The following is a 22,914-nucleotide window of genomic DNA, read 5'->3' as shown; positions in this document are numbered from 1 at the left end:
CCTACAATGTCGGCTGGGTTTAAGGTGGAAACGTTAGAAGGGGGTTTCACCCAGTTTGAATTCACGCACCCAGAGCACAAGGAGTTTTTTGGATGAGCGCTGCAAAAAGCATTTTATTTTTATCCGCGGTATTGATGGCTGCGCCTTCACATGCCCAACCCGACCGTGTGCAAAAAGGCTTGCCTGCGCTGATTCAGGTGGCAGCCGGAAATTCTGTGGTGCTTGAGGCGCGGGCCAAAGGAACCATCACCTATGCGTGTCGCAAGGAAAAAGAACCATTGACCACCTACAAATGGATTGTCGTGGGCGAGCAGGCAGTGTTGAACGACGATGAGTGCAAAGAAATAGGGACATATTCCGGTCCCCCTGCCCGCTGGAGCGTTGACGACAAATCATTCGTGAATGGTTCACAGGTTGCGGTGTCGCCCAATGGGGCGAAGAATATTCCTTTCCAGTTGGTGAAATCCGATGTGGCTGGTGGGCAGGGGCTGTTGACTGCGGTCAGTTACGTGCAGCGTGTGAATACGCAGGGTGGTGTTGCGCCTTCGAAGAAATGTTCAGCCAACAACGAAGGCGACAAAGTGGAAGTGGATTACAACGCCGAGTACAGGTTTTGGAAGGCGAATTAGATCCTTGTTTCCTTTTCTCTTTTACTCCACCAGTTTGCGCATTTCACAAATCAAATCGGATTTGTATTCAAAGCCGATGCCTGCCAGTTCAGGCAAAGTGACATAGCCGCCTTCAACTTTGACCCCGTCCGGGAATCCGCCATAGGGCTGAAACAGGTCGGGGTAAGATTCATTGCCACCCAAACCCAGGCCCGCTGCAATATTCAACGACATTTGGTGCCCGCCGTGCGGAATGCAGCGGCTGGCAGACCAACCGTGTTCTTTCAGCATGTCCAGCGTGCGCAAATATTCGACCAAACCGTAGCTGAGTGCGCAGTCAAACTGCAACCAGTCGCGGTCAGGGCGCATACCCCCATAACGAATCAGGTTGCGGGCATCTTGCATGGAAAAAAGGTTCTCACCGGTTGCCATCGGCTTGTCGTAGTAGTTGCGCAGCGTGGTCTGAAGTTCGAAGTCAAGGGGGTCGCCTGCCTCCTCGTACCAAAACAGATCGTACTGTGACAAGGCTTTGGCATACTTGATGGCGGTGTCCAGATCAAAACGACCATTGGCATCCACGGCCAGTTTTTGGCCATCCTGAAGCACACTCAAAATTGAATCGATTCGACGCAAGTCTTCATCCAGTGAGGCACCACCGATCTTCTTTTTCACAACCGTGTACCCGCGGTCAATGTAACTGCGCATTTCGTCTTTCAGTTTGTCGTGATCCTGACCTGGGTAGTAATACCCACCGGCGGCATACACGAAAATTTTGCGGTTGGCGTTGCCATTTCCATAGCGGTCTGCAAGCAATTGGAACAAGGGCTTGTCGGCAATTTTGGCCGCAGCGTCCCACACAGCCATGTCGATGGTGCCAATCGCCACGGAACGCTCACCGTGCCCACCGGGCTTTTCGTTGGTGAACATGCAATTCCAGATTTTGTGTGGATCCAGGTTGTTTCCCGTGTCGTCCAGCAGTGTCTCGGGGTCTGCTTCCATGATTCGGGGAATAAACCGTTCACGCATCAATTTGCCCTGGCCATAGCGACCATTTGAATTGAAGCCATAACCAACCACTGGTTTTCCGTTGCGGATCACGTCGGTAACTACAGCGACAAGGCTCAGCGTCATTTTGCTGAAGTCAATGTATGCGTTTCGAATTGGCGAGCTGATTGGTATGGTCTTTTCGCGAATTTCAACTATTTTCATTTTGCATCTCCCTTTGTGTTGGAAGGCCAGGAATTCGGCTTCAGTGGTGCAAGAATAGTTTTAAGTTCATACTGTGTGTTTAAGTGAATATTTAAATCATTATTAAGTTTTGCTGAAAACTGCGACCTTTTCCGAACTGGAGTTTTTTGTGCTTCTCAACAGGCTGGGAAGCCTGTCGGCTGCCGCCCGGGCGATGAACATCACACCGCCAGCGGCCACAATGCGGCTGGCCTCGATGGAAAAGCGGCTTGGTGCGCGATTGTTGAATCGAAGCACACGGAAAATCAGTTTGACTTCCGAGGGGGAAATTTATCTTCAACATGCAATTCGCCTGGTCGCGGAACTGCAAGAGCTGGATGAGCTTGTTCTGGATAGCAGGCGGGCGCCTCGTGGCGCGTTGCGTGTGAATGCACCATTGGGTTTTGGCCGCACCATTATTGCGCCCCTGGTGTCTGAATTTACATCGGAGTACCCGGACGTTGAAATTCAGCTGGAAGTGACGGATCGCCCTGTTGATCTGATTGAAACCGGTTTTGATTTGGCGATTCGTTTTGGGGAGTTGCCAGACAATCGGATCAACGCGCGGCGAATCATGTCCAACCGGCGGTTCATGTGTGCGGCGCCCGCGTATCTGGAAAAACATGGCGTACCCAAAACCCTGGCAGATTTGATCAAACACCGCTGTATCGTGCACCGACAAAATGACGATGCGTATGGTGTGTGGCGTTTTCTGGTCAATGGGCAGACCGAGATTGTGAAAGTACACAGTGCATTGTCGAGCAATGACGGCGATATCGTTCAAGGCTGGGCGCTCGATGGCCAGGGCATCGTGATTCGCTCGGAATGGGATGTTACAAAATACCTGGAAAGTGGTCGCTTGCGCCGTATTTTGCCAGCATTCAAATTGCCCAGCGCCGATTTGTACGCTTACTATCCCAGCAAACAAAACCAACCTGCACGGGTGCGGGTTTTTATCGACTTTCTGGTCAAGAAGCTTGCCGCGTGAGGGCGGGAAAAACGACTCGTCAGCCCGCTTGTTTCACATTCGCCCCCAACAAGGCTTCAAATGCCAGCGCCGCATTGCTCAGCGGCCGGTGCGGCAAACGTAGCCTGAACAAGGGCCGCTCCATTTTTCCTGAGCCCAGTGCAAACCGTCTTACCCGCCGCAAGGCAAGCTGATCGCGTGCGGTAATTTTCGGCACAATGCCCACACCGCAGCCTGCCGCCACCGCTTGAATAATGGCCTCGTTGCTGTTCATTTCCAGTGTGCGCTGCGCTTGTATGCCCATGTTCAGCAGCAGTTGTTCAGCCACATTGCGGCTGCCTGAACCTTGTTCGCGCAGTATCCACATTTGCTGTTCCAGTTCGCGCTTGCGCACGCTGTTCTCGAAGCTGGGTGCAATGGCCACCATTTCCTCGGTGCGCCACAGGCGGGTTTCAATGCGTTCATCATGTACAGCACCTTCCACCAGTGCCACATCCACTTTGCAGTCCAGCAGCAGTTGAGCCACGCTTTCAGTGTTGGCACCCACCACTTGTACGTCCACGCCTGGGTGCTTGTCGGAAAACTTCTTCAAATAAGGTGCAAGCCAGTAGCTGGCCACCGTGGTGCTGGCACCCACAATCAGCCGCCCGCGTTCAAGGTTCTTAAAAGCACGCAGCACCTCGCTGGCCTCGCGCTCCATGGCAAACAGGCTTTTGCCGTAGTCGAACAACACCTGCCCGGCCTCATTGGGTTTGAAGTATTTGCCTTGGCGTTCAAGCAGCAAGGTGTCCAGTTGCGATTCAAGTTCCCGCACCGCTTTGGAAACAGCGGGCTGGCTAATTCCCAATTGGTTTGCTGCCTTGGTGAAGCTGTTTTCCTCTACGGCGCAGACGAATATTCGAAGAAGGTGCAAATTCATGCATAACCCATGGTTATGAATACAGGAATTTCATTGTCTATGGATATTGGAAAAAAAGCATCAACATAAGGTGTCTTTTTTGAACTCATCACCATGCGCGTTCTTCAAACCCCCAACACCGCTGTGCCCTTTGGCTTGCTGCTCAGCATGCTGTTGGCCGCATTCGCCTGGCTGGGTGCAGTGCAGGGCGGCCTTGCAAGTTGGGGCTTGGGCCTGTTGCCACTGGCCATGTTTTTGGGCATGGCATTGGGAAACACCGCACCTGCATTGGCGCAGCATGGGCACGCCGGGTTTGGCTTTGCACGTCGCCACGTGATGCGAACCGGCATTGCCTTGTTCGGTTTTCAGTTGGGCTTTGCCGATTTGCTGGCTGTGGGTTGGGCAGGCATGTTGTCTGCTGTATTTATTGTTGCCAGCACATTGGGTTTGGCGGCCTGGTTGGGCAAGCGCATGGGCTTGCAGGCCAGCAGCTTTTTGCTGATTGGTGCAGGCAGTGCAATTTGTGGCGGTGCTGCCATTGCCGCGGCAGATTCCGTGTTGCGTGCGCCACCCGCGGCCACGTCTGCTGCCTTGGGCACGGCGGTGGTGTTTGGCACGATCAGCATGTTTGCCATTCCCGGTTTTCAGTGGTTGTTCAATTTGCAGGCTGACTTTACCGGCCTGTGGCTGGGCTTGAGCGTGCATGAACTGGGGCATGTGGTGGCGGGTGCCGCCTTGGTGGGCGGGCAAGCCCCGTCCTTTGCATTGATCGAAAAAATGTTGCGTGTGGCCTTGTTGGCGCCGGCCATGGTGTGGCTGGCCTGGAGCATGTTACGTGAACAGCGCAAGGTTACCAACACCAATTTTCCCAGTGTGTCCATGCGGCCCCCTTTGTTTTTGTGGGGATTCTTGTTGGCGGTGGTTTTGAAATCTACAGGCCTGCTGGGTATTCGGCTTGAAATTGCCTTGGTTGATCTTTCTCAACTGCTTATGGCCACCGGTTTGGCGGCCTTGGGTGTGGGCACGCGCTGGGTTGATTTGCGTGCCGCTGGTTTGAAGGTGTGGGTGTTGGGCAGTGCATTGTGCATTCACCTGTGGGCAGCCGGATTCGTCTTGGTGCACGTGATTCAAAGCGGTGCTGCAGCGCATTAATTTGGGTTGCATAGAAAATGAAACCGATTACAAGTACAGGTAATAAATAGGTAAAGCAGCAAAAATGGCACTTTCACGGTGCAACAAAAGCTGGCACGGTCTATGCATATCATGACCTGTCATAACAGGTTTGATTCAGGCAGCAAATATGAACGAAAAATCAGCGATCAAAATTGTAGAAGAGCAGGCTTTCGACGCCAATGTGTCAGCTTTGCCTTTGTACACACAGGTGCGGGAAACGCTGCGCAAAAGCATTCTCGATGGCACCTATGCACCCCACACACAAATGCCTTCTGAAAGCCAAATGATCCGCATGTTTGGGGTCAGCCGAATTACGGTTCGGCAGGCTTTAAGCGACCTTCAAAAAGAAGGGCTGATTTTCAAGGTGATGGGCAAGGGCAGTTTTGTGTCCAAACCCAAGGCCTTTCAAAGTTTGTCGCGCTTGCAGGGTTTTGGTGAAGCCATGTCGTCTTCGGGTTATGAAACCTACTCGAACGTGCTCAGTGCCAAGCCGGTTGAAGCCACCGCACAGGTTGCCAATCGCCTGCATGTGAAGCCCGCCCAGCCCGTATTTGAAATTCAACGCCTGCGCTTTTTAAACCGCGAACCCATTTCAGTGGATGTGAGTTATTTCCCGATCGACATTGGTGAAAAGCTGCTGCAGGAAGACCTGGCCGTGCGCGACATTTTCGCGATTCTGGAAAACGACCACGGCTACAACCTGACCCACGCCGACCTGCAAATTGAAGCCATTTCAGCCGATGAATCGCTGGCCCACCAACTGCGTGTGGACGAGGGTTGCCCCTTGCTGCGTATGGAACGAATGACCTACGCGGGCGACACGCCCATTGACTTTGAATACCTGTATTACCGGGGCGATGCCTTCCAGTATCGCTTGCGCATCAACCGAACTTAAGGAGTGTGAACATGAAACGCATCGACTTGGAATACGACCTGGTGGTGATTGGTGGCGGCACGGGCGGCCCCATGGCTGCCGTGAAAGCGAAGGAACAAAACCCCAAGCTGCGCGTGCTGCTGGTGGACAAGGCCAATGTAAAACGCAGCGGCGCAATTTCCATGGGTATGGATGGGCTGAACAACGCCGTCATTCCCGGCCACGCCACAGCTGAACAGTATGTGAAGGAAATTACGATTGCCAACGACGGCATTGTGGACCAGGAGGGCGTGATGGCCTATGCCGCCAACAGCTTCGACATGATTCAGGAGCTCGACAAATGGGGCGTGAAATTCGAGAAGGACGAAACTGGCGACTATTCCGTGCGCAAGGTTCACCACCTGGGCAGCTATGTGTTGCCCATGCCCGAAGGCCACAACATGAAGCGCGTGTTGTACCGCCAGTTAAAGCGCACACGGGTTGAAGTGACCAACCGCGTGGTGTGCACACGCCTGTTGACCGGTGCAAACGGCGAGATCACCGGGGTAATGGGTTTTGATTGCCGCACCGCGGATTTCTACGTGATTCGTTGCAAGGCCGCCATTATTGCCACTGGTGCAGCTGGCCGCATGGGCTTGCCTTCTTCAGGCTACTTGATGGGCACTTACGAGAACCCCACCAACTGCGGCGACGGCCATGCCATGGCCTACCACGCAGGCGCTGCACTGGCCAACCTGGAGTGCTACCAGATCAACCCCCTGATTAAAGACTACAACGGCCCTGCCTGTGCTTATGTAACCGGCCCCTTCGGTGGCTATACCGCCAACGCAGCGGGCGAGCGCTTCATTGAATGCGATTACTGGAGCGGCCAAATGATGATGGAGTTTTACCGCGAACTGCAAAGCGGCAACGGCCCCGTGTTCCTGAAACTGGACCACCTGGCCGAAGAAACCATCAGCGAAATTGAAGTGATTTTGCACAGCAACGAACGCCCAAGCCGCGGCCGTTTCCACGAACAACGTGGCAACAACTACCGCAAGGAAATGATTGAAATGCACATTTCCGAAATTGGATTCTGTAGCGGCCACAGTGCATCCGGAATCTGGATTAATGCGCAAGGCGAAACATCCGTGCCCGGTTTGTATTCTGCCGGCGACTGCGCCAGCGTTCCGCACAACTACATGCTGGGTGCATTCGTGTACGGAAAAATTTGCGGCGTGAACGCAGCCGCTTATTGTGCCGAAAACAGTTTGAATGAACTGGACGAAGCCCAGGTGCAAGCCGAACACGACCGAATTGAAGCGCCCCTGCTGCGCACCGATGGCCCTACACCCTTCCAGGTGGAATACAAAACACGCCGCCTGGTGAACGACTACCTGCAACCACCGAAAGTAACGCGCAAATACCAGATTGGTTTGCGCCGCATGGATGAAGTGCGTGCAGATGCGGCACAAATGGTGGCCACCAACCCGCATGAACTGATGCGCGCCATGGAAACGCATTCGATTATCGACTGTGCAGAAATGGCCGCACGCGCCAGCCTGTTCCGCACGGAAAGCCGTTGGGGCCTGTACCACTTCAATGTGGACTACCCCGAACGTGACGACAAAAACTGGTTCTGCCACACCCTGTTGTACAAGAACGCTCAGGGCCAAATGGCGATGAAGAAAAAAGAAATCGAGCCCTATATCGTGCCCATCGATGAAAAGGAAATGGACGCCTACCAGCGCTTGCGCGTGGTCGGTGAAGCCGCTTGATTAACTACGACAACGAACACGAGAGGTACTGAACATGACCATGGCCGCAACAATTACCCAAGTCCCCGTGAAGGTGGATTCCGACAAATGCATCGCCGAAAAAGGCTGCACCGTGTGCGTGGATGTCTGCCCGCTCGACGTGCTGGCCATTGACCACGTCACTGGCAAAGCCTTCATGAAATTTGATGAATGCTGGTACTGCCTGCCCTGTGAAACAGATTGCCCCACAGGCGCCGTGCATGTGGACATTCCATTTTTGCTGCGCTGAGAAGGAGCCACACCATGACCATTGCAATTCCAACTTTGCAGGAACGGCTGAACAGCCCCGACCCTGAAGTGCGCCGCCTGGCTGTGATCGACTTGCCCTACAGCGACGAAGACGACATTGAGTTGTTGTTGCTGCCTTGCCTTCAAGATGCGGACGCCAATGTGCGCCTTGAAGCGGTGCGCGCGCTGGAAGGTTTTGAGGATCAAGCCACGGTAACTGCTTTGGCACAAATGCTGCTAGACAAATCAGCAGTGGTGCAGGAAGCGGCCGGTTTGGTGCTTGCGGAATTGAAGGAATCGGAATCAGCCCCGCCCTTGATCCCCTTGCTAACCCATGCCGATGCAACAGTGCGTTCGCTGGCCTTGAAAGCAGTGCGTGCACTGCGCGTGCCCGAAGCTTACGGGCCCGCCTTGAGCCAGCTGAAAGACCCAAGCCCGGCAGTGCGCCGTGAAGCCGTGGGTGTGCTGGGTTACTTGAAACGTGCCGAGGCGGTGGGTGAACTGGCTGAGGTGGCGGCACACGACCCCGATGGCGAAGTGCGCCGCATTGCGGTGGGTGCATTGGGTTACACGAATGAGGTCAGCGTGCTTCCTTCGCTGATGCGGGCCTTGAACGACAGCGTGTGGATGGTGCGTGAAGAAGCTGCTGCCACCATCGGCAAGCTGGGCATGGCACAGGCCACCGATGATTTGGTGAAGGCCATGCAGGACGATTACTGGCAAGTGCGCGTGAAAGCCGCACGCGCCCTGGGTGTGATGAAGGCATTGCCCGCGCTGCCTGCGCTGGTCGAAGCCATGAATGACACCGTGAGCAATTTGAGAAAAGAGGCGGCCATTGCCTTGGGCGAAATTGGCGACAAACGGGCCATTCCTGCACTTGAAAAAGCGCTGGAAGACAACGACCCCGATGTGCGCAAACTGGCCCGCCTGGCATTGACCAACATCACGCTGAAACACAGCTAAGGGGAATTGCCATGACATTCGTGGTCACGCAAGCCTGTATCAAATGCAAATACACCGACTGCGTGTCGGTGTGCCCGGTGGATTGTTTTCATGAGGGGCCGAACTTCCTCGTGATCAATCCGGAAGGCTGTATCGATTGCGGTGTGTGCATTCCCGAATGCCCCGCCAGCGCTATTTATGAGGAAGACAATGTGCCTGCCGACCAGCGGGAATTCATTGAAATCAATGCAAGGTTGGCCCAGCAATGGCCGGTGATTGACAGCGCCAAAGAGCCGCTGGAAGACGCCGATGCCTGGGTTGATGTACCGAAGAAAAAGCAGTACCTGGAAGAAGCCTGCACAGACAAGGCCTGAACCCGAAGAAATGTCCACCTGACACCAATTTTGAAACGAGTCTATTGAAAAGGATTGTTGACATGAACACGGGAATCTTCAAAGGAATCGCAGCACAGGGCAAAGTGGCACGCAGGTCCATCGGCATTCGCGCAGCCAGCGCGCTGGTGGCCTGCACACTGTCATTTCCAGCATTGGCCGAAGTGGTAACAGTCGGAATTGGTACACAAAACACCACCACCAATACCGTAACGGGTGGTGTGGTGCTGAAAGAGCTGGGCTTGATTGAAAAACACTTGGCCAAGGTGCCACGTTTCAAAGACATTCAATTCAAGCTGGAATGGCAAAACTTCACTTCAGGCCCACCCGTGACCAACGGCATGGTGGCCAACACCCTGCAAATCGGCATGATGGGCGACTACCCACTGCTGGTCAATGGCGCCACATTTCAAAACGGCAATGAAACCAAAAGCCGACTGATTGCCCTGATTGCCTACAACGCCGAAGGCGCGGGCAATGGCGTGGTGGTGCACAAAGATTCCCCTTACTATGAGCTGGCTGACCTGAAAGGCAAAAAACTCTCCGTGCCTTTTGGGTCGGCAGCACATGGTATGTTGCTCAAAGCCCTTGAAGACCGCGGCTGGACCGCGGAAGACTTCGAACTTTCAAGCCAAAGCCCGGAAGTGGGTACTTCCAGCCTTCAAGAGAAACGCATTGACGGCCACGCCGACTTTGTACCGTTTGCCGAACTGCTGCCCTACCGTGGTTTTGCACGCAAAATTTTTGATGGTGCGCAAACCAATGTGCCCACCTTCCACGGTGTGGTGGTGCGCGAAGACTTCGCCAAAAAGTACCCCGAGTTTGTGGTGGCCTACATCAAGGCACTGATGGAAGCCAACGACTGGGTGCGCAAAAACCCCGTGCAGGCCGCTGCAAAAATTGAAGAATGGACCCGCATTGAAAAAGAAGTGGCCTACATGTTCTTGGGCCCAGGCGGCGTGCACACCCTAGACCCCACCATCAAGCCGGAGTGGGTTGAAACCGTGAAGTACGACCACGGTGTGCTCAAGCGCATGGGCCGCGTGAAGGAATTCGACGCCGATGCATGGGTGGATGAAACCTACGTAAAGCAAGCCTTCAAGGAATTGGGCCTGGACTACGCCAAGCAAAAAGCCAGCACCACAAACTATGAAATTTCCGGCACCGACCCACTGTGTGGCGGCAAAATCACCGAGCCACGGCAAGCTGGCGAAGTGTGGGTGGAAGGCGGTGCCTTGACCGCGTACCAAACAGCCAACTGTGCGCTGGCCGCCATCAAGAAAGCAGAAGGCGAGGGCAAGAAAATTGGCGTGGCCTATGTGTACGACCAAAGCATGAAGATCAAGGTGTTTGCCGACAAAGCGTTTTATTCGCTGAAAGCCAGTGCAAAAACGCCTGAAATTGTGCCCTTCCTGTTAAAGAAAGATGCGGAAGCCTACGCCACCAAGAACGGTGGCAAGGTGGGCCTGTATGCCGATGCACTTGCACTTGCGGGGAAATAAGTTATGTCCCGACCTCTTGAAATTCAAATGCCTTCGGTTGCGAAGCAGTATGCCCCGGTGGTGAAGGAACCCGCCTTGCAAGCTGTGGACATACCCGCCATCACACCCCGCGTGCCCACGCGGGCCAAGCCCGAGGTGGCCGAAAAACTGCCTGCACGTGAACTGTTTTTGATGAGTGCAAAAACACACAGCCTGGCCGCGTTGATGACCTTCTTGTCGATCGGCGCACTGGTGGCCTTCTGGTACGTGGCCACCTTGTACAAGCTCGACTTCTATGTGCGCTTCAACAACATTCCCACGCCGGGCGAAGTGTTTACCAACATGGTCGAGCTGATGCAAAACCAGCGTTTCCAGACCAACATCTGGAAAAGCGTGGTGCGCATTATGCAAGGCTTTGCCATGGCCACTGCACTGGGTGTAACACTGGGTTTGTTGTGTGGTCGATTCACAGTGGTGCGGGGTTTGATGTTTCCTGCGCTTGAAGTGTTGCGCCCAATTCCTGCCATTGCCTGGGTTCCCATTTCAATCATGTTGTGGCCCACCACTGAAAGCAGCATTATTTTCATCACCTTCATCGGCGCTTTCTTTCCGATATTGATCAACACCATGGCGGGTGTGAAAGGTGTAGACCCTGTGCTGCTGCGTGCCGCAAAAAGCCTGGGTGCCAATGAATTCACCATGCTGACCAAAGTAATACTGCCTGCAGCCTTGCCCAATGTTTTCACCGGTTTGGCGGTGGGCATGGGCGTGGCCTGGGTATCGTTGATTGCGGCAGAAATGATTTCAGGCCAGTTCGGTGTGGGCTACTTCACCTGGGAAGCGTATTCGTTGATTGAGTACCCCAACATTGTGCTGGGCATGATCGTGATTGGCGTGTTGGGTTTGTTGTGCAGCGGCGGCATTGTGCTGCTGGCCCGTTTGCTCATGCCTTGGCAACACATTGCCGGGCCCGGAGGTGGAAAATGAACAGCACCGTGAAAAAACCAGAAGGTTGTATCAAGCTGAGCAATGTGCAGGTGAACTTCATTCAAAACGGCGCGCGCTTTGCGGCCGTGCAAGATGTTTCACTGAACGTGCAGCCTGGCGAATTTGTGTCGGTTGTCGGCCCTTCCGGTTGTGGCAAAAGTACCTTGTTGAATATTGTGGCCGGGTTCTTGAAACCCAGCGACGGTGTGGTGACCATGGACGGCCAGGCCATTCATGGCCCCAGTGCCGAGCGTGGTGTGGTGTTTCAACAGTACTCCCTGTTTCCGTGGTTGAAGGTGCGCGAGAACGTGGAATTTGGCTTGAAGCTGCAAGGCATGGCCCGCCATGAACGCGAAGGCAAAGCGCGTACCCTTTTGGGCTTGGCGGGTTTGCTGCCCTTCGAGAACCACTACCCCGATCAGCTTTCCGGCGGCATGAAACAACGCGTGGGCATTGTGCGCGCACTGGCCACTGGCCCGCGTGTGTTGTTGATGGATGAACCCTTCGGCGCGCTCGATTCCCAAACCCGCGTGGTGATGCAGGAAATTCTGACCCACATGTGGCAGCAATGGAAAATCTCCGTGCTGTTTATTACGCACGACATTGAAGAAGCCATTTTTCTATCCGACCGTGTGTATGTGATGACAGCCCGGCCCGGAAAAATAAAAGCGGAAATTCCGATTGATTTGCCACGCCCACGTTCATCGGGCATGACAGCTTCACCGGTTTTTACAGCCCTGCACAGGCAACTGAAAGGCTTGATTCGCGAAGAAAGCCTGGCCGCCATGGGTGGCGAAATTGACCCCGCCACCATGGGCCAAAGCTGGCACTTGGGCGAAGAGGGCATGGAGACTTTGCGATGAACAGCACATCCATTCAACCCTTGGCGGTTACGGATCAACGCGCTTCGCAACTGCTGCGCATTGAGTGGGCCGATGGGCTGGTCAGTGAATTGCCGCACAGCCTGCTGAGAAAAAACTGCAAGTGTGCTGAATGTGTTGCCGCGCAGCGTGCAGGCTTGCCAGTGGCGCAGGGCAGCGCAATTACCGGCATTGAAATGGTGGGCGAACACGCCTTGAATTTTAAATTTGCAGACGGCCACGAACGCGGAATTTTCCCTTGGGCCTACCTGCGCGAACTTGGAGTTGCGTCATGAGCAATTTGGCATTTGAAACCGTGCTGGAAGTGCACCACTGGAATGAATCGCTGTTCAGCTTCAAAACCACCCGCAGCCCTGGCTTGCGTTTTCACAATGGGCACTTCGTGATGATTGGTTTGCAGGCAGAAGGCAAACCCCTGCTGCGCGCCTACAGCATTGCCAGCGCAAATTATGAAGAGCACCTTGAGTTTTTAAGCATCAAAGTGCCCAATGGCCCGCTGACTTCCCGCCTGCAACACTTAAAGCCCGGCGACCAATTGATTGTGGGCCAAAAGCCCGTGGGCACCTTGGTGATTGATGATTTGAACGACGGCCGCAACCTGTACCTGCTGGCCACCGGCACCGGCCTTGCACCCTTCATGAGCATTATTCGCGACCCTGAGACTTATGAGCGATTCGACAAAGTGGTGCTGGTGCATGGCGTGCGCACGGTCAGCGAACTGGCCTATTCCGACTACATTCGCGAAGAACTGCCCAAGCAGGAATACATTGGCGAACTTGTGCAAGGCCGCTTGCTGTACTACCCCACCGTAACCCGCGAACCCTACCGCAACCGTGGCCGCTTGACCGACCTGATGCACAGCGGAAAATTATTCGAAGATTTAGGCTTGCCTGTAATGGACGCCGCCCACGACCGCGCCATGATTTGCGGCAGCCCCAGCATGCTGGAAGACACCTGCAAACTGCTGGATGCCAAGGGCTTGAAAATCAGCCCGAGGCAGGGCGAACGTGGGGACTATGTGATTGAACGGGCGTTTGTGGAGAAGTAGTTGGTCTATGCAAGTTCCCGGCCGCTGATTCCATGCGGCTCAAGGTAAACACTAGTGATGAATTCACCGGGGTGAGGTGAGTTGTGCATGTTCATTAGTGATAATCCTCGTAATCCAGCACGTGGGCGTTGCCATCACGAAACTCGAACGTTAATCGCCAGTTGCCATTAACTGATATTGCCCAACGACCACGCATTTCGCCTTTGAGTGGGTGAAGCGAAAAGCCCGGAATATCGATGTCGTTGATGGTTTCCGCGGTATCCAGGGCGGTAAGCTGTAAGCGAAGGCGTTTGCTGTGATTCGCTTGGATGGCTGCGGCGCTTCCAGTTTCAAAGAACTTGCGAAGACCTTTGTGTTTAAAAGATAGATGTATAGTGGATTGTTGCGTATTGCGCAACACGCATTGTTGTTTAATGCGCTGCTACAGGTAAGTGTCTGTGGCGGGCAGGTGATTCAATTATTTGATCTTGTGAGAGAGGTCTTTGACTGCTGTTCGGCCATAACGGACTTTCAAATATTCTTGAAAAACGACAGCTTTCGACCCATTACAGTCATTGAAATGATCAATTAGAGTCCATTCTTACGATAGTCCGTGCCTCCTTGTTCTCGACCACGGAACGGGATAGGGAAACGAATTGAAACTTGCCTGTATGTGACCAGCTTGGGCTACGGTGGTGGATGTATCATCTGTAATGAATCCACCGTCGATGATGATTGATCAACGAAGGACTTGTGAGCGAAAAGAGGAAATGGAAAAGCAGCATTGCAATACTCTTGGAGAACTCAACGCGGCTATCGAGCAATATGGGCCAGGCGTTCTCTATAGAGGACAAACCAAGCACTATCCTGGCTCGGATGATACCCCCTCGCTATCGACCTCATTCCAGCGTCGGGGCTGCGTGCCTGATCTGATGATCAAATGGTCCCATTACGCGCAGAGAGCTTTACAGCATCTTGTTCGTGGATGGAAGAAAACCGACGACATAGCCACCAACCAAGCGATTCTTCAACACTACGGGTTTCGCTCATTCTTTCTAGATGCTACCGGCGATCCGCGTGTCGCTGCTTGGTTTGCAAGCAATAGCTTTGAGTCTAAGATCTCCGTTAATCTGGTAGAAGACTGTTTCGAAGACCCAGTTTTGCTTCGCACCCTAAACGCATGGTTCGTACCTACGGATCAGATGGGCAACATCTACATAATTTGCCAGAAGATGCTTCGTCAGTCGGGAATTCAGGCGGCTCATCTATCAGAAATCGCAACCCACGAGGGGACTCCACGATATGTGCGACAGGACGCTTACATGGTCGGCCCTTTGAGCCAAAGTGGCCTGAATGGAGACTGCATCCTTTGTCATATCACGGCGCCAGCGGAGGTTTTTCGCGACTTCGCGGGGAATTACAGCGCTGATTGGTTGTTCCCCGAGCCATCCGATGATCCTGTGTATCGAGAGCTACTGGCGATGCCATGGGAAAAGATGCGACATATCTCTGACGATGGCTTGGAAGCGTTTGGGCGAACGCTGGAGCTTCCAGAATATTCGAATCACCTTCGGAAGCACATGCCACCTGAGAGCGCTATGTATCGCCCCTTCTGGACCAGGAACCTCCCGCCTCCACCAGACTCCCTCACCGCGACAGCCACGCAAATTGTCCAAATCCTCTGCGGTAGCACCTTGTACTACGGAGTTGGCGCGCCTCGCGTAATCCTTCCGAACATTAACAAGCTGCTTCAAGAATACGACGAAATCTCCATTGAATTGGATGGTCTTGTCTACCACGGGATGGGCACGCGTTACGGGAAAGGTATCGGTGTTGTCAAGATGCCAGACGACATTGTCAGCGTTTTCGAGTATGGAGTGGATCATCCTGGTCTGCGCATCATAGGAATCGGGCGCTTCTATGGGATGCACTATCGGATCGACGAAAATGGTGCATGGGAGCGAGTTCTACACAAAGACGACTGCGCATGCGGTTCGGAGCACGCGGAGAATTTTGAACTCCTAGGCCGCATAGACCTTTCACTGGGAGATGGAGAATTAGAGCGCGTCGAACCTAGCCTCTATGTGCATAAAGGTATCGTCCCAACTTCTGACTTGCGAGCTACCTGGGGCGAACCTTATTAGCAAGCTCGGGTGAGCTTCGAAGAATGGGATACTAGGGAAAGTTATTAGAGGCTTGTATCATTCCAGGTATGGCGTCGGTTAGATTTACATCCAACAGCTATCCACTTTTGGCCGATAGCTGACATCGAGGCCACCCTCTCGGTTCGCCTGCTTCGGTCGAATTTCGGCCAATGCGGTCATGAAGCTTTTGATTTAAAAAGCCTTCCAAGTGATCTTAAACCGACGTTGGATATCGCCAGCATTCGCGGCTGACTTTAAGAAGCGCAGCAGAAAACCAGTCCGACAACATGCTCTTGACAACACATTTACCCACGATCTCGACGTCCGGAAATTATGGATAAAATATTAACCACTGCATTCGTCGATTCAGCGCACAAGGCGGCCAGTCTAAAATCAGCCGTACGGCTGTGAGTCAGGTCATTTGCCAGATCAAGAGAAGCCTTGGCATGGCGCCTTATGTTTTCATTACTTTTACCAGGAAGAACTGACGAAATGTATGCTTCAAGCATTCGTTTTGCGTCGGTCTTCGATGGCACCGTTCCGTCTGTAGAAGTATGTAATTCCTGGTCATAAACCGCTTGCGCAAGTGAGATTAACGTCTCTCGCGCTAACAACCCAATACCTTGAAATTGCTCTTCAGAACTTGACTGTACCAAGCGTAGTTTAATTTCACCCATGCTTCGATCTACCCGATTCCAGCCCGTAGGTTCTTCAAATACTGGATTTACAGACGCAGTCTTCATCCGTTTGATTGTTTCGATTATTGGGGAAAAAATCGCTGACAGGAAGGCTCGTCTTGACTGGTATGTAGACAAAGATCCATCACTCCACTTCCCATACCACTCCCATAAATCTTTAAATGGGTTTGGGTTGGCTAACCCCCTTTCTGTGAGGGCTTCTGAGATCTCTGAAACGCTTGACTGGTATTCGCTATTTACATCTTGAATTCTGGCGCCACCAGTAGACACAGAAACCATTACGTCCTTTTGAGATTCAAGCAACTTAACGAGATTTTCATGGGAAATTTTGTATGCCTTACCGTGGATCTCATCGACCAATTCAGGAGAAATAACCACTTCACCGATCCAACATTCTGGATATGACCGAAACAAAGTTTCAGCTTTACTTTTTATGCTTTGCTCAATAGCCTGAATTTCTAATTCAATATTCGAATATAGCTCCAATGGGATCCGACAATAAATTCCGTAAACTGTCGTTCCGCCATTCCAACTATCGTATCCATTCACTTCGATATTTACTTTTCCTTGAGAAAGCACCTGAAATTCAGGCGCAAGATTTTCTTTTTTGAAAAGATTCGCCAAGGTCACGATAATTTTTCTGGAATCTTGTAATAGTGGGTTCATTGTCTTAAGTGTTAACTTTGAGTTGAGAAGCGCTTGCGGAGTACGCGTTGGATTCAAACGCCTTGTTCTGCGCGCGCTTCAAACCATCTATCCATGTATGCCATCACCTCCGAAATTGGTACCTCACCAAAGTCTTCGGGTTCATGGCCTTGCGCCTCCAAATTTTCCTCTAAATCAGCTGTAAAGTCGTTGAATTCATACCAAATTTTTGTGTGACTCGGACCAGTATTCAGTGCTTCTGTAACGAACCAATCTCTAACGGCCTTCGTTACTCTGATGGGTTCGTCGTTGTGCTCTCTTATGTCAGACCCAGAGAGATCGGAGAGTGCCGCCTGATATCTATATCTCTCCTTCTCAAGTATCAGCAGGCGTTTATCACACCATGGCTCTTCACGAAACTTCTTGCATCCGAAGTCAATTCCTAGCTCAAATGGCATGTTCATTCGCGCGGGTTGGCCTTCTTCGGCTGCAAGCAAACGAGACAGATCGTGGATTCCATACTTTGATGCCTCGATCAGATCTAGGATTAGTGTAATTCTGGTGACTCCCGAGTTGGCCTGTTCTAACGTTAGTCGGGGAATGAATCCGAGACGCTTTACCGTAAAGATAACGGCGAGCAAGAGTTGACGGTAATCTTCATCGAAAGGGCAGTTGATAAAGACATTTTTGTGGAAGTTAGGGTCTGCCATGCCGCGCTACTTTTTCTTTATACGGCCATCTGTGCCGTGTACTACGACGCGTGATCCCTGATTCTGGCTAATTTTTTGCGCAGCTTTTGTCGCCTCATTCTGTGTCTTGTACGTGCCAGACGCTCGCACCGCGCCACCCTTCTTGACGCTCCATCCGCCCGATGGGTTTTTAACTACGTGATGTGTCTTTTTCTCAGCCATAATTTTCTACTTGGTTTGTTGACTCTTTTGAATAGCATATAACGTATGAGATGTGAAGCGTGTCCCTGTTTGACGGAGCACATCCTCTCGATCGAAGGGTTAAACGGTTCAGATCGTGCCTCGCCTTGCGATCACGATCTGAACCTTACTCGTTGGGCGTCATGCGTCAGGCAGCATCGTTTGCCATGGAGTCGAGCTTCGTTGACACATCCTTGAGATCGCGGATGATCTGGTCGCCTTCATCCCAAAATCGTTGAAACGAGACACCTCCGTCGATGTATGTTCGATGTCGCTGTTGTCCACGAATCTTCTTTAGTACTTCGCCAAGCTTCTCTGCAAGACCGGCGCTATCTTCCACGATCATGCTTTTGAAGTGCAGAACCTCATCAGCGGCGCGACTCAGGATGTATTTTCCGTCATCTGTACTGTGCGGCTCACTGTCGCGCTCGGCTTCCCACTCGGCACCTAATCTACGAAGAAAAGCCTGCAGATCAGTAGAGAATGTGACCAGCGCCCGATGCTGATCCGTCATGGTTGGTTGGGTCGAGAGGGTAGTTGAGGCTGAGTTCGATACAAACTTCAACAGATCGATCATCTGGCCAGCGAGATGCCGTTGGAACTGTTCTCTGAACTCAGCCAGATTTTCGTACTTGAAATACAGGCCTTGTGTGCCAAGGCGACTTCTATAGTCTGTAAGAGCTTTGTACTGTGTCGCATCAAGGCTCTCAGGGACAACAGGCGCCGACGAAAAGTAGAGCAAAACCGGTTTTCCTGCCGCTCGGAGTTGTTCGATCTCTTCTGCCGTACCAGATTCAGCAACTCCTGTGGGAGTTCCTAATCTTGTCCAAAAGGCGCCCACTACCAGATCGCAGTTGACGACGAGCTGCTGATTTATCAGTTCCTGAGGCCTACCTCCCATTTCAGGGCGAGAGTGTGTTTCCCAAAGTACCGGCTCAATGATCGCAGCGCTACTCAACGAGTGAACAGCGTTCCACGCTGAGATGACCTCCGGGATGATTTTTCGCTCATGTGCGCAGTCACTAGGTGACGCGACAAGCGCTCTGAATATTGTTCCCGATTGCGGCATGGCTTCTCCTATGACCCCCAACTTGATTGATCGAAAAATAACGACGATATTTATTTATCCGAACATCGCAGATTGTTTCTTTAACTTTACTTTTTCACATATTTGCCAAGCATCACATGAACAGTATGAAAAATAAATCCTGTTTATACGCCACCAAATAGTGCACCTAGAATGCGATTCCGAAGGTCAGCATTATCGACTATCGTCGAAGTTTCGAAGTCTGCTTTCGCCAACAACTAAGACGTTTCAGCATTAAGTCCTAACGTCCGCTTCGGCCGACAGGCCGCCTTTAACTCTAACTAGGGATTGCCAAAAATACGGCATTGCCGTATATTCCCGAATGTGAGAACCGTAGCCGAAACCCCAATATTTCAAAAATATGCCAGCGATGTGTGGTCAGACGCCGAGCGGATTGAATTCATCAACTGGATTGCCAATAACCCAGAAGCTGGCGATGTTATTCCAGGAAGTGGTGGTTGTAGGAAAGTTCGTTGGTCATCTGCTGGTCAAGGTAAGCGAGGTGGTGCCAGGGTAATTTATTTCAATGCAACTGAAGCGGCCGTTTGGCTGCTCATAGTGTACAAAAAGGCCAAGTTCGATAACCTTCCAACCGCCTTTTTAGCTGAATTGAAAAAGGGAGTAGAAGATGGACTCTGAAATGAAAAAATTTCAAGATGACTTACTTAAGTCTGTGAAACAAATGCGTCAAGGCAAGGCCGCACGTGTAACCCAGGTTGAGTTGTCAGCAGCGGCAGAGGCACGCGCCAAAATGGGTTTGTCTCAGCAAGCATTCGCTTCTTTGCTGGGTGTGTCAGCTCGAACTCTGCAGGACTGGGAACAGGGCCGCCGAAGCCCAACCGGCGCGGCAAAAACCCTGCTCAAAGTTGCGGTTACTCATCCAGAAGTTCTGCGAGAAATCGGCGCGTAAGAAGCTTACTGTGCTTCGCCTGGCATCAAATTTCAGTTTGTTCTGAAATTTCCAGTGCATCGTCAACTTCAATCCCCAAGTATCGAACAGTGCTTTCCAACTTTGAATGACCGAGCAATAACTGGACCGCACGCAGATTCTTGGTTCTTTTGTAAATCAATGTGGCCTTTGTTCTTCGCATTGAATGTGTACCGTACACGCTTGGATCCAACCCCGCTTTTTCTGCCCAACCATGGACTATCCTCGCGTATTGCCTCGTAGACAGATGCTCGGATGTTGATACGCGACTGGCAAACAGAAAATCCTCCCCTTTAAGATGAGATAACTCTAGCCATTTAGCCACTGCTGTTCTGGTGGTCTCCGTTAGCTCAAATTGCACAGGTCTCTGAGTTTTGCGTTGAATCACCATTGCCCTTGTTAAAACTTGATGACCGTGTGCGATGTCTCGTACTCGAAGGCTGACCAAATCACAACCTCGTAACTTGCTATCGATGGCGAGATTGAAAAGAGCCAAATCTCGGACTGCGTCTGCATTTTGTAGATGAATGCGAATTGTCCAGATATCTTTTAGCTTAAGCGGTGGCTTTTGCCCAATTAATTGACCTTTGTTCCAAGGTTGCTGATGCGCTTGTTCCATGACTTTCTCCTACTTGGTTGAAGGAGAGTTCATAGTGCGCTTGTAACCAAAGCAGCAAAAGAGACAGGCCTTGTCTTATCCGGTTTCCCCCTCAATGCAGACATTACGCAGTTCAGTGCGGAATGACGGTTTTGGCCGAGAAGCTGTTCAGGCATCTTGCTGTAAGACCATAAAAAGACTATATTAAGTCCTTCTTGAATCCAGGACACAGCCATGCGTTACTCATCACAAGTAAAGCCGATCAGCTATCTTAAAGCCAACGCTGCCGAGGTTCTGACGAATCTTGCGGAGCAGCGGGAACCTATGGTCATTACCCAAAACGGGGAAGCGAAGGCCGTCCTGCAAGACATCGCCTCGTTTGAAGAGACTCAAGAAACTCTGGCCTTGCTGAAAATCCTTGCCTTGGGTAATCAGGATGTGACTGCTGACAAGGTCAAACCCGTGGCTGATGTTGTTGCCCGCTTGCGCGCCAAACGAGCATCAGTCTGATGGCAGGAAAATCTGCCAAATTCGAAGTATTGCTGACCAAGGGTGCAGAGCAGGACTTGGAAGCTATCCACGACTACATTTCTGAATTCGACTGTGTGGCCAATGCCAACCATGTGCTGGATGAATTGATAAATGCTGTAGAGAGTTTGTCGAAATTCCCGGAACGCGGCAGATTCCCGAAAGAACTTGTTAGCCTTGGTATCAAAGAATATCGCCAGACCTTTTTTAAGCCGTACCGCGTGATCTACCGTGTCACAGGCAGCCGAGTCCTTATTTACGTGATTGCGGACGGACGCCGTGACATGCAATCCGTGCTTGCTCGTCGCCTCTTGGGTGCCTAGTCTGCAGCACTTGGACGACATCCCGCCCTTTGGGGCAGAACCCTTCCCCAACCCAGACCAACAACGCCCACCCATGTTCCAAAGATTTTTTTGTCAACAACTTAGGCCTATCACCCCGTCAATCCATCTGTTCGTAAAGGCCGAAAAATCGCCTGTCAGCCGATTCTTTTGCATCACAACATCATCCTTATATATTGAAGCCAGTTTGCCCCAATCTCTCTTACCGAATCTCGTCCTGGCTCAGCAAACTTACAAGTGGCTGATTGATGAAATAAACATGTTTGCCTTGCGCATGTTCAAGAACAATTCCTTTGCCAACAAGTTCGCGTAAATATTTTGCTGCTGTTTGGCGTGAAACACCTAGGTCGCTTTGCACGAATTCGATTCGGGTGTACGGGTGCCTGAAAAGGTTGTTGAGCAAGTCTTGCGAATAAAGATTCGGAAGTTCTTTTCTCATCCTTTGTTTGGTGTTCGCCATCAACACGCGCATACCCTCGACCAGGTCCACTGTACTTCTTGCTGTAACCGCGACTGCTTGCAGCATAAATAGCATCCACTCATGCCATTGACCGTGGTCTCTCACAATTTGAAGAAGTCGGTAGTAATCGGATTTGTTCTGGTTGATGTATCTGGAAAGGTAAAGAATCGGAATGTCCAGCAAGCTGGTTTGCGTCAAATACAGCACGCACAATATTCTGCCGATTCGCCCGTTGCCATCGCTAAAAGGGTGAATGCTCTCGAACTGATGGTGAATAAGCGCCATTTTAATCAAAGGATCAAGATCGTCTGGCGTATTGATAAAATGCTCCAGGCTGTCCATGTGTTGCTGAATTTCACTGGCGCCCTGAGGCGGAACAAAAACCGTGTCACCTGTTCGATCATTTTTTAAAACGGTGCCCGGCATGTGACGAAACCCGTCTGCGCTGTTCTTTAATAATTGAAATAGCGCGATCAATGTGCTGTTGGTAAGTAGGCCTTGGTTGGATTGCATCTTTGCGAAACCATATTTCAGGGCTTCCCTGTAACGCGACACTTCTTTGCTGGCCGGAGATACCCAGTCAGCAAGCTGCAAATCAGCCTGAAAGAGTTCATCTTGTGTGGTGACATAACTTTCAATTTCCGAGCTTGCCTTGGCTTCCTGCAGTGTCAATGTGTCAATCAGAATGCCTTGATTGGGAATACTTTTGGCGCACCCCTTTAGCTCCGCAAGATGCCTGTGCGCAACAGCTAAGGCCTTCAAAATAGCAGGATCTTCCTGATTAAACTCAGAGGGAGGCATCTGCGGAATGTTGTAGCTTGCTTTTAACATGGCATCCTGAACGTGTTAAAAATAATCGATATTTTTAACATGATAGTGGTTTCATGTTAAAAAAGCCTGGTTTTTTAGGCATAAGGGTTGAGTTTCGAAGGGGTGCTTCAGCTCTACCCCCTGAGAGTGACCCAAATCAGCGGCTTTTTTGAAGTACGGAATTCCTCTGTTAGCGTGTTTCGTTTCCCTAGAAGTGGCTCGGTTGATTTGAACAGTTTGACCCCGCTCGATAAGTAAATTGGGG

Annotated in this window: 28 protein-coding genes; 18 read left to right on the top strand and 10 right to left on the bottom strand. The window is 51.7% G+C overall.

Annotation, left to right across the window (positions count from 1 at the left end):
• Window positions 1-92 precede the first annotated feature (92 nt).
• On the top strand, window positions 93-629 hold the full coding sequence (locus tag V7028_RS04415) for a DUF3455 domain-containing protein (RefSeq protein ID WP_334118892.1): 537 nt from the start codon (window positions 93-95) through the stop codon (window positions 627-629).
• Between the two features lie 21 nt (window positions 630-650).
• Here the strand turns inward: V7028_RS04415 and V7028_RS04410 are convergent, their stop codons facing one another.
• Window positions 651-1,817 (bottom strand): mandelate racemase/muconate lactonizing enzyme family protein, encoded by a 1,167-nt coding sequence (locus tag V7028_RS04410; RefSeq protein ID WP_334118891.1) that lies wholly within the window; start codon window positions 1,815-1,817, stop codon window positions 651-653.
• A gap of 112 nt (window positions 1,818-1,929) precedes the next feature.
• Between V7028_RS04410 and V7028_RS04405 the strand changes: the two genes are divergently transcribed.
• A complete protein-coding gene (locus tag V7028_RS04405) occupies window positions 1,930-2,823 on the top strand; it encodes a LysR family transcriptional regulator (RefSeq protein ID WP_334118981.1) in 894 nt (297 codons plus the stop codon).
• Window positions 2,824-2,842: 19 nt separating this feature from the next.
• On the opposite strand, the gene V7028_RS04400 is transcribed toward V7028_RS04405, so the two are convergent.
• On the bottom strand, window positions 2,843-3,721 hold the full coding sequence (locus V7028_RS04400; protein WP_334118890.1) for a LysR substrate-binding domain-containing protein: 879 nt from the start codon (window positions 3,719-3,721) through the stop codon (window positions 2,843-2,845).
• Window positions 3,722-3,814: 93 nt separating this feature from the next.
• Between V7028_RS04400 and V7028_RS04395 the strand changes: the two genes are divergently transcribed.
• The 11 genes from V7028_RS04395 (at window position 3,815) to V7028_RS04345 (ending at window position 13,502) form a co-directional block, all read left to right on the top strand.
• Window positions 3,815-4,852: a YeiH family protein gene (locus V7028_RS04395; protein ID WP_334118889.1), complete on the top strand. Its 1,038-nt coding sequence runs from the start codon at window positions 3,815-3,817 to the stop codon at window positions 4,850-4,852.
• 148 nt (window positions 4,853-5,000) lie between these two features.
• Window positions 5,001-5,768, top strand: a complete 768-nt coding sequence (locus V7028_RS04390; RefSeq protein ID WP_334118888.1) for a GntR family transcriptional regulator — start codon at window positions 5,001-5,003, stop codon at window positions 5,766-5,768.
• 11 nt (window positions 5,769-5,779) lie between these two features.
• Window positions 5,780-7,504, top strand: a complete 1,725-nt coding sequence (locus tag V7028_RS04385) for a fumarate reductase/succinate dehydrogenase flavoprotein subunit (protein ID WP_334118887.1) — start codon at window positions 5,780-5,782, stop codon at window positions 7,502-7,504.
• Between the two features lie 34 nt (window positions 7,505-7,538).
• On the top strand, window positions 7,539-7,772 hold the full coding sequence (locus tag V7028_RS04380) for a 4Fe-4S dicluster domain-containing protein (protein WP_334118886.1): 234 nt from the start codon (window positions 7,539-7,541) through the stop codon (window positions 7,770-7,772).
• Window positions 7,773-7,786: 14 nt separating this feature from the next.
• Complete coding sequence (locus V7028_RS04375) at window positions 7,787-8,734, top strand: HEAT repeat domain-containing protein (RefSeq protein WP_334118885.1); 948 nt, start codon at window positions 7,787-7,789, stop codon at window positions 8,732-8,734.
• A gap of 11 nt (window positions 8,735-8,745) precedes the next feature.
• Window positions 8,746-9,087 carry a ferredoxin FdxA gene (fdxA, locus tag V7028_RS04370; RefSeq protein WP_334118884.1) on the top strand — a complete coding sequence of 114 codons (342 nt, stop codon included), beginning with the start codon at window positions 8,746-8,748 and terminating at the stop codon, window positions 9,085-9,087.
• Between the two features lie 62 nt (window positions 9,088-9,149).
• Window positions 9,150-10,607, top strand: coding sequence for an ABC transporter substrate-binding protein (locus tag V7028_RS04365; RefSeq protein ID WP_334118883.1), 1,458 nt, complete (start codon window positions 9,150-9,152; stop codon window positions 10,605-10,607).
• 3 nt (window positions 10,608-10,610) lie between these two features.
• Window positions 10,611-11,573, top strand: a complete 963-nt coding sequence (locus V7028_RS04360) for an ABC transporter permease (RefSeq protein WP_334118882.1) — start codon at window positions 10,611-10,613, stop codon at window positions 11,571-11,573.
• Window positions 11,570-12,436 carry an ABC transporter ATP-binding protein gene (locus V7028_RS04355; RefSeq protein WP_334118881.1) on the top strand — a complete coding sequence of 289 codons (867 nt, stop codon included), beginning with the start codon at window positions 11,570-11,572 and terminating at the stop codon, window positions 12,434-12,436. The genes V7028_RS04360 and V7028_RS04355 overlap by 4 nt, the downstream gene beginning before the upstream one ends.
• Complete coding sequence (locus V7028_RS04350) at window positions 12,433-12,729, top strand: DUF971 domain-containing protein (RefSeq protein WP_334118880.1); 297 nt, start codon at window positions 12,433-12,435, stop codon at window positions 12,727-12,729. Before V7028_RS04355 ends, V7028_RS04350 begins: the two co-directional genes overlap by 4 nt.
• Window positions 12,726-13,502 carry a ferredoxin--NADP reductase gene (locus tag V7028_RS04345; protein WP_334118879.1) on the top strand — a complete coding sequence of 259 codons (777 nt, stop codon included), beginning with the start codon at window positions 12,726-12,728 and terminating at the stop codon, window positions 13,500-13,502. The genes V7028_RS04350 and V7028_RS04345 overlap by 4 nt, the downstream gene beginning before the upstream one ends.
• Window positions 13,503-13,596: 94 nt before the next feature.
• Here V7028_RS04345 and V7028_RS04340 read toward each other — a convergent pair whose 3' ends face one another.
• Window positions 13,597-13,902: a type II toxin-antitoxin system RelE/ParE family toxin gene (locus V7028_RS04340; RefSeq protein ID WP_334118878.1), complete on the bottom strand. Its 306-nt coding sequence runs from the start codon at window positions 13,900-13,902 to the stop codon at window positions 13,597-13,599.
• A gap of 307 nt (window positions 13,903-14,209) precedes the next feature.
• Between V7028_RS04340 and V7028_RS04335 the strand changes: the two genes are divergently transcribed.
• On the top strand, window positions 14,210-15,625 hold the full coding sequence (locus V7028_RS04335) for an FRG domain-containing protein (RefSeq protein ID WP_334118877.1): 1,416 nt from the start codon (window positions 14,210-14,212) through the stop codon (window positions 15,623-15,625).
• Window positions 15,626-15,930: 305 nt separating this feature from the next.
• On the opposite strand, the gene V7028_RS04330 is transcribed toward V7028_RS04335, so the two are convergent.
• The 4 genes from V7028_RS04330 to V7028_RS04315 all read right to left on the bottom strand — a co-directional run bounded on the left by V7028_RS04330 (window position 15,931) and on the right by V7028_RS04315 (window position 18,966).
• Window positions 15,931-16,989, bottom strand: coding sequence for a hypothetical protein (locus V7028_RS04330; RefSeq protein ID WP_334118876.1), 1,059 nt, complete (start codon window positions 16,987-16,989; stop codon window positions 15,931-15,933).
• Window positions 16,990-17,042: 53 nt separating this feature from the next.
• Window positions 17,043-17,678 carry a hypothetical protein gene (locus V7028_RS04325; RefSeq protein ID WP_334118875.1) on the bottom strand — a complete coding sequence of 212 codons (636 nt, stop codon included), beginning with the start codon at window positions 17,676-17,678 and terminating at the stop codon, window positions 17,043-17,045.
• A gap of 6 nt (window positions 17,679-17,684) precedes the next feature.
• The gene (locus V7028_RS04320; RefSeq protein ID WP_334118874.1) at window positions 17,685-17,879 is read right to left on the bottom strand and encodes a DUF2188 domain-containing protein; all 195 of its coding nucleotides are present in this window, start codon (window positions 17,877-17,879) and stop codon (window positions 17,685-17,687) included.
• Window positions 17,880-18,045: 166 nt separating this feature from the next.
• Complete coding sequence (locus V7028_RS04315; RefSeq protein ID WP_334118873.1) at window positions 18,046-18,966, bottom strand: hypothetical protein; 921 nt, start codon at window positions 18,964-18,966, stop codon at window positions 18,046-18,048.
• 342 nt (window positions 18,967-19,308) lie between these two features.
• Between V7028_RS04315 and V7028_RS04310 the strand changes: the two genes are divergently transcribed.
• Window positions 19,309-19,623, top strand: coding sequence for a transcriptional regulator (locus tag V7028_RS04310; protein ID WP_334118872.1), 315 nt, complete (start codon window positions 19,309-19,311; stop codon window positions 19,621-19,623).
• A complete protein-coding gene (locus V7028_RS04305; protein WP_334118871.1) occupies window positions 19,613-19,894 on the top strand; it encodes a helix-turn-helix domain-containing protein in 282 nt (93 codons plus the stop codon). Before V7028_RS04310 ends, V7028_RS04305 begins: the two co-directional genes overlap by 11 nt.
• A 25-nt stretch (window positions 19,895-19,919) precedes the next feature.
• On the opposite strand, the gene V7028_RS04300 is transcribed toward V7028_RS04305, so the two are convergent.
• Window positions 19,920-20,531, bottom strand: coding sequence for a tyrosine-type recombinase/integrase (locus V7028_RS04300; protein WP_334118870.1), 612 nt, complete (start codon window positions 20,529-20,531; stop codon window positions 19,920-19,922).
• A 213-nt stretch (window positions 20,532-20,744) separates the two neighbouring features.
• Here V7028_RS04300 and V7028_RS04295 point away from each other — a divergent pair, with 213 nt between their 5' ends.
• Together V7028_RS04295 and V7028_RS04290 are read left to right on the top strand one after the other, a co-directional pair.
• The gene (locus V7028_RS04295; protein WP_334118869.1) at window positions 20,745-21,020 is read left to right on the top strand and encodes a type II toxin-antitoxin system Phd/YefM family antitoxin; all 276 of its coding nucleotides are present in this window, start codon (window positions 20,745-20,747) and stop codon (window positions 21,018-21,020) included.
• Window positions 21,020-21,361, top strand: coding sequence for a type II toxin-antitoxin system RelE/ParE family toxin (locus V7028_RS04290; RefSeq protein ID WP_334118868.1), 342 nt, complete (start codon window positions 21,020-21,022; stop codon window positions 21,359-21,361). The genes V7028_RS04295 and V7028_RS04290 overlap by 1 nt, the downstream gene beginning before the upstream one ends.
• 220 nt (window positions 21,362-21,581) lie before the next feature.
• Here the strand turns inward: V7028_RS04290 and V7028_RS04285 are convergent, their stop codons facing one another.
• Both V7028_RS04285 and V7028_RS04280 read right to left on the bottom strand, forming a co-directional pair.
• Entirely contained in the window at window positions 21,582-22,670 is a 1,089-nt protein-coding gene (locus V7028_RS04285; protein WP_334118867.1) for a Fic family protein, read from the bottom strand.
• Window positions 22,671-22,721: 51 nt separating this feature from the next.
• The coding region (locus V7028_RS04280) for a hypothetical protein (protein WP_334118866.1) at window positions 22,722-22,914 on the bottom strand (193 nt) is incomplete at its 5' end.

Origin of the sequence: Limnobacter sp. (assembly GCF_036846585.1) — a bacterium.
Classification (GTDB): domain Bacteria; phylum Pseudomonadota; class Gammaproteobacteria; order Burkholderiales; family Burkholderiaceae_B; genus Limnobacter.
Note: the sequence above shows the minus strand (reverse complement) of the source record. Positions and strands in the feature narration are given on the sequence as shown.

Bases quoted from the DNA above. Each gene is read 5' to 3' on its own strand.
- V7028_RS04415 (WP_334118892.1), top strand. From the start codon at position 93: ATGAGCGCTGCAAAAAGCATTTTATTTTTATCCGCGGTATTGATGGCT.
- V7028_RS04410 (WP_334118891.1), bottom strand. From the start codon at position 1,817: ATGAAAATAGTTGAAATTCGCGAAAAGACCATACCAATCAGCTCGCCA.
- V7028_RS04400 (WP_334118890.1), bottom strand. From the start codon at position 3,721: ATGAATTTGCACCTTCTTCGAATATTCGTCTGCGCCGTAGAGGAAAAC.
- V7028_RS04395 (WP_334118889.1), top strand. From the start codon at position 3,815: ATGCGCGTTCTTCAAACCCCCAACACCGCTGTGCCCTTTGGCTTGCTG.
- V7028_RS04390 (WP_334118888.1), top strand. From the start codon at position 5,001: ATGAACGAAAAATCAGCGATCAAAATTGTAGAAGAGCAGGCTTTCGAC.
- V7028_RS04385 (WP_334118887.1), top strand. From the start codon at position 5,780: ATGAAACGCATCGACTTGGAATACGACCTGGTGGTGATTGGTGGCGGC.
- V7028_RS04380 (WP_334118886.1), top strand. From the start codon at position 7,539: ATGACCATGGCCGCAACAATTACCCAAGTCCCCGTGAAGGTGGATTCC.
- V7028_RS04375 (WP_334118885.1), top strand. From the start codon at position 7,787: ATGACCATTGCAATTCCAACTTTGCAGGAACGGCTGAACAGCCCCGAC.
- fdxA (WP_334118884.1), top strand. From the start codon at position 8,746: ATGACATTCGTGGTCACGCAAGCCTGTATCAAATGCAAATACACCGAC.
- V7028_RS04365 (WP_334118883.1), top strand. From the start codon at position 9,150: ATGAACACGGGAATCTTCAAAGGAATCGCAGCACAGGGCAAAGTGGCA.
- V7028_RS04360 (WP_334118882.1), top strand. From the start codon at position 10,611: ATGTCCCGACCTCTTGAAATTCAAATGCCTTCGGTTGCGAAGCAGTAT.
- V7028_RS04355 (WP_334118881.1), top strand. From the start codon at position 11,570: ATGAACAGCACCGTGAAAAAACCAGAAGGTTGTATCAAGCTGAGCAAT.
- V7028_RS04350 (WP_334118880.1), top strand. From the start codon at position 12,433: ATGAACAGCACATCCATTCAACCCTTGGCGGTTACGGATCAACGCGCT.
- V7028_RS04345 (WP_334118879.1), top strand. From the start codon at position 12,726: ATGAGCAATTTGGCATTTGAAACCGTGCTGGAAGTGCACCACTGGAAT.
- V7028_RS04335 (WP_334118877.1), top strand. From the start codon at position 14,210: ATGATGATTGATCAACGAAGGACTTGTGAGCGAAAAGAGGAAATGGAA.
- V7028_RS04330 (WP_334118876.1), bottom strand. From the start codon at position 16,989: ATGAACCCACTATTACAAGATTCCAGAAAAATTATCGTGACCTTGGCG.
- V7028_RS04325 (WP_334118875.1), bottom strand. From the start codon at position 17,678: ATGGCAGACCCTAACTTCCACAAAAATGTCTTTATCAACTGCCCTTTC.
- V7028_RS04320 (WP_334118874.1), bottom strand. From the start codon at position 17,879: ATGGCTGAGAAAAAGACACATCACGTAGTTAAAAACCCATCGGGCGGA.
- V7028_RS04315 (WP_334118873.1), bottom strand. From the start codon at position 18,966: ATGCCGCAATCGGGAACAATATTCAGAGCGCTTGTCGCGTCACCTAGT.
- V7028_RS04305 (WP_334118871.1), top strand. From the start codon at position 19,613: ATGGACTCTGAAATGAAAAAATTTCAAGATGACTTACTTAAGTCTGTG.
- V7028_RS04300 (WP_334118870.1), bottom strand. From the start codon at position 20,531: ATGGAACAAGCGCATCAGCAACCTTGGAACAAAGGTCAATTAATTGGG.
- V7028_RS04295 (WP_334118869.1), top strand. From the start codon at position 20,745: ATGCGTTACTCATCACAAGTAAAGCCGATCAGCTATCTTAAAGCCAAC.
- V7028_RS04290 (WP_334118868.1), top strand. From the start codon at position 21,020: ATGGCAGGAAAATCTGCCAAATTCGAAGTATTGCTGACCAAGGGTGCA.
- V7028_RS04285 (WP_334118867.1), bottom strand. From the start codon at position 22,670: ATGTTAAAAGCAAGCTACAACATTCCGCAGATGCCTCCCTCTGAGTTT.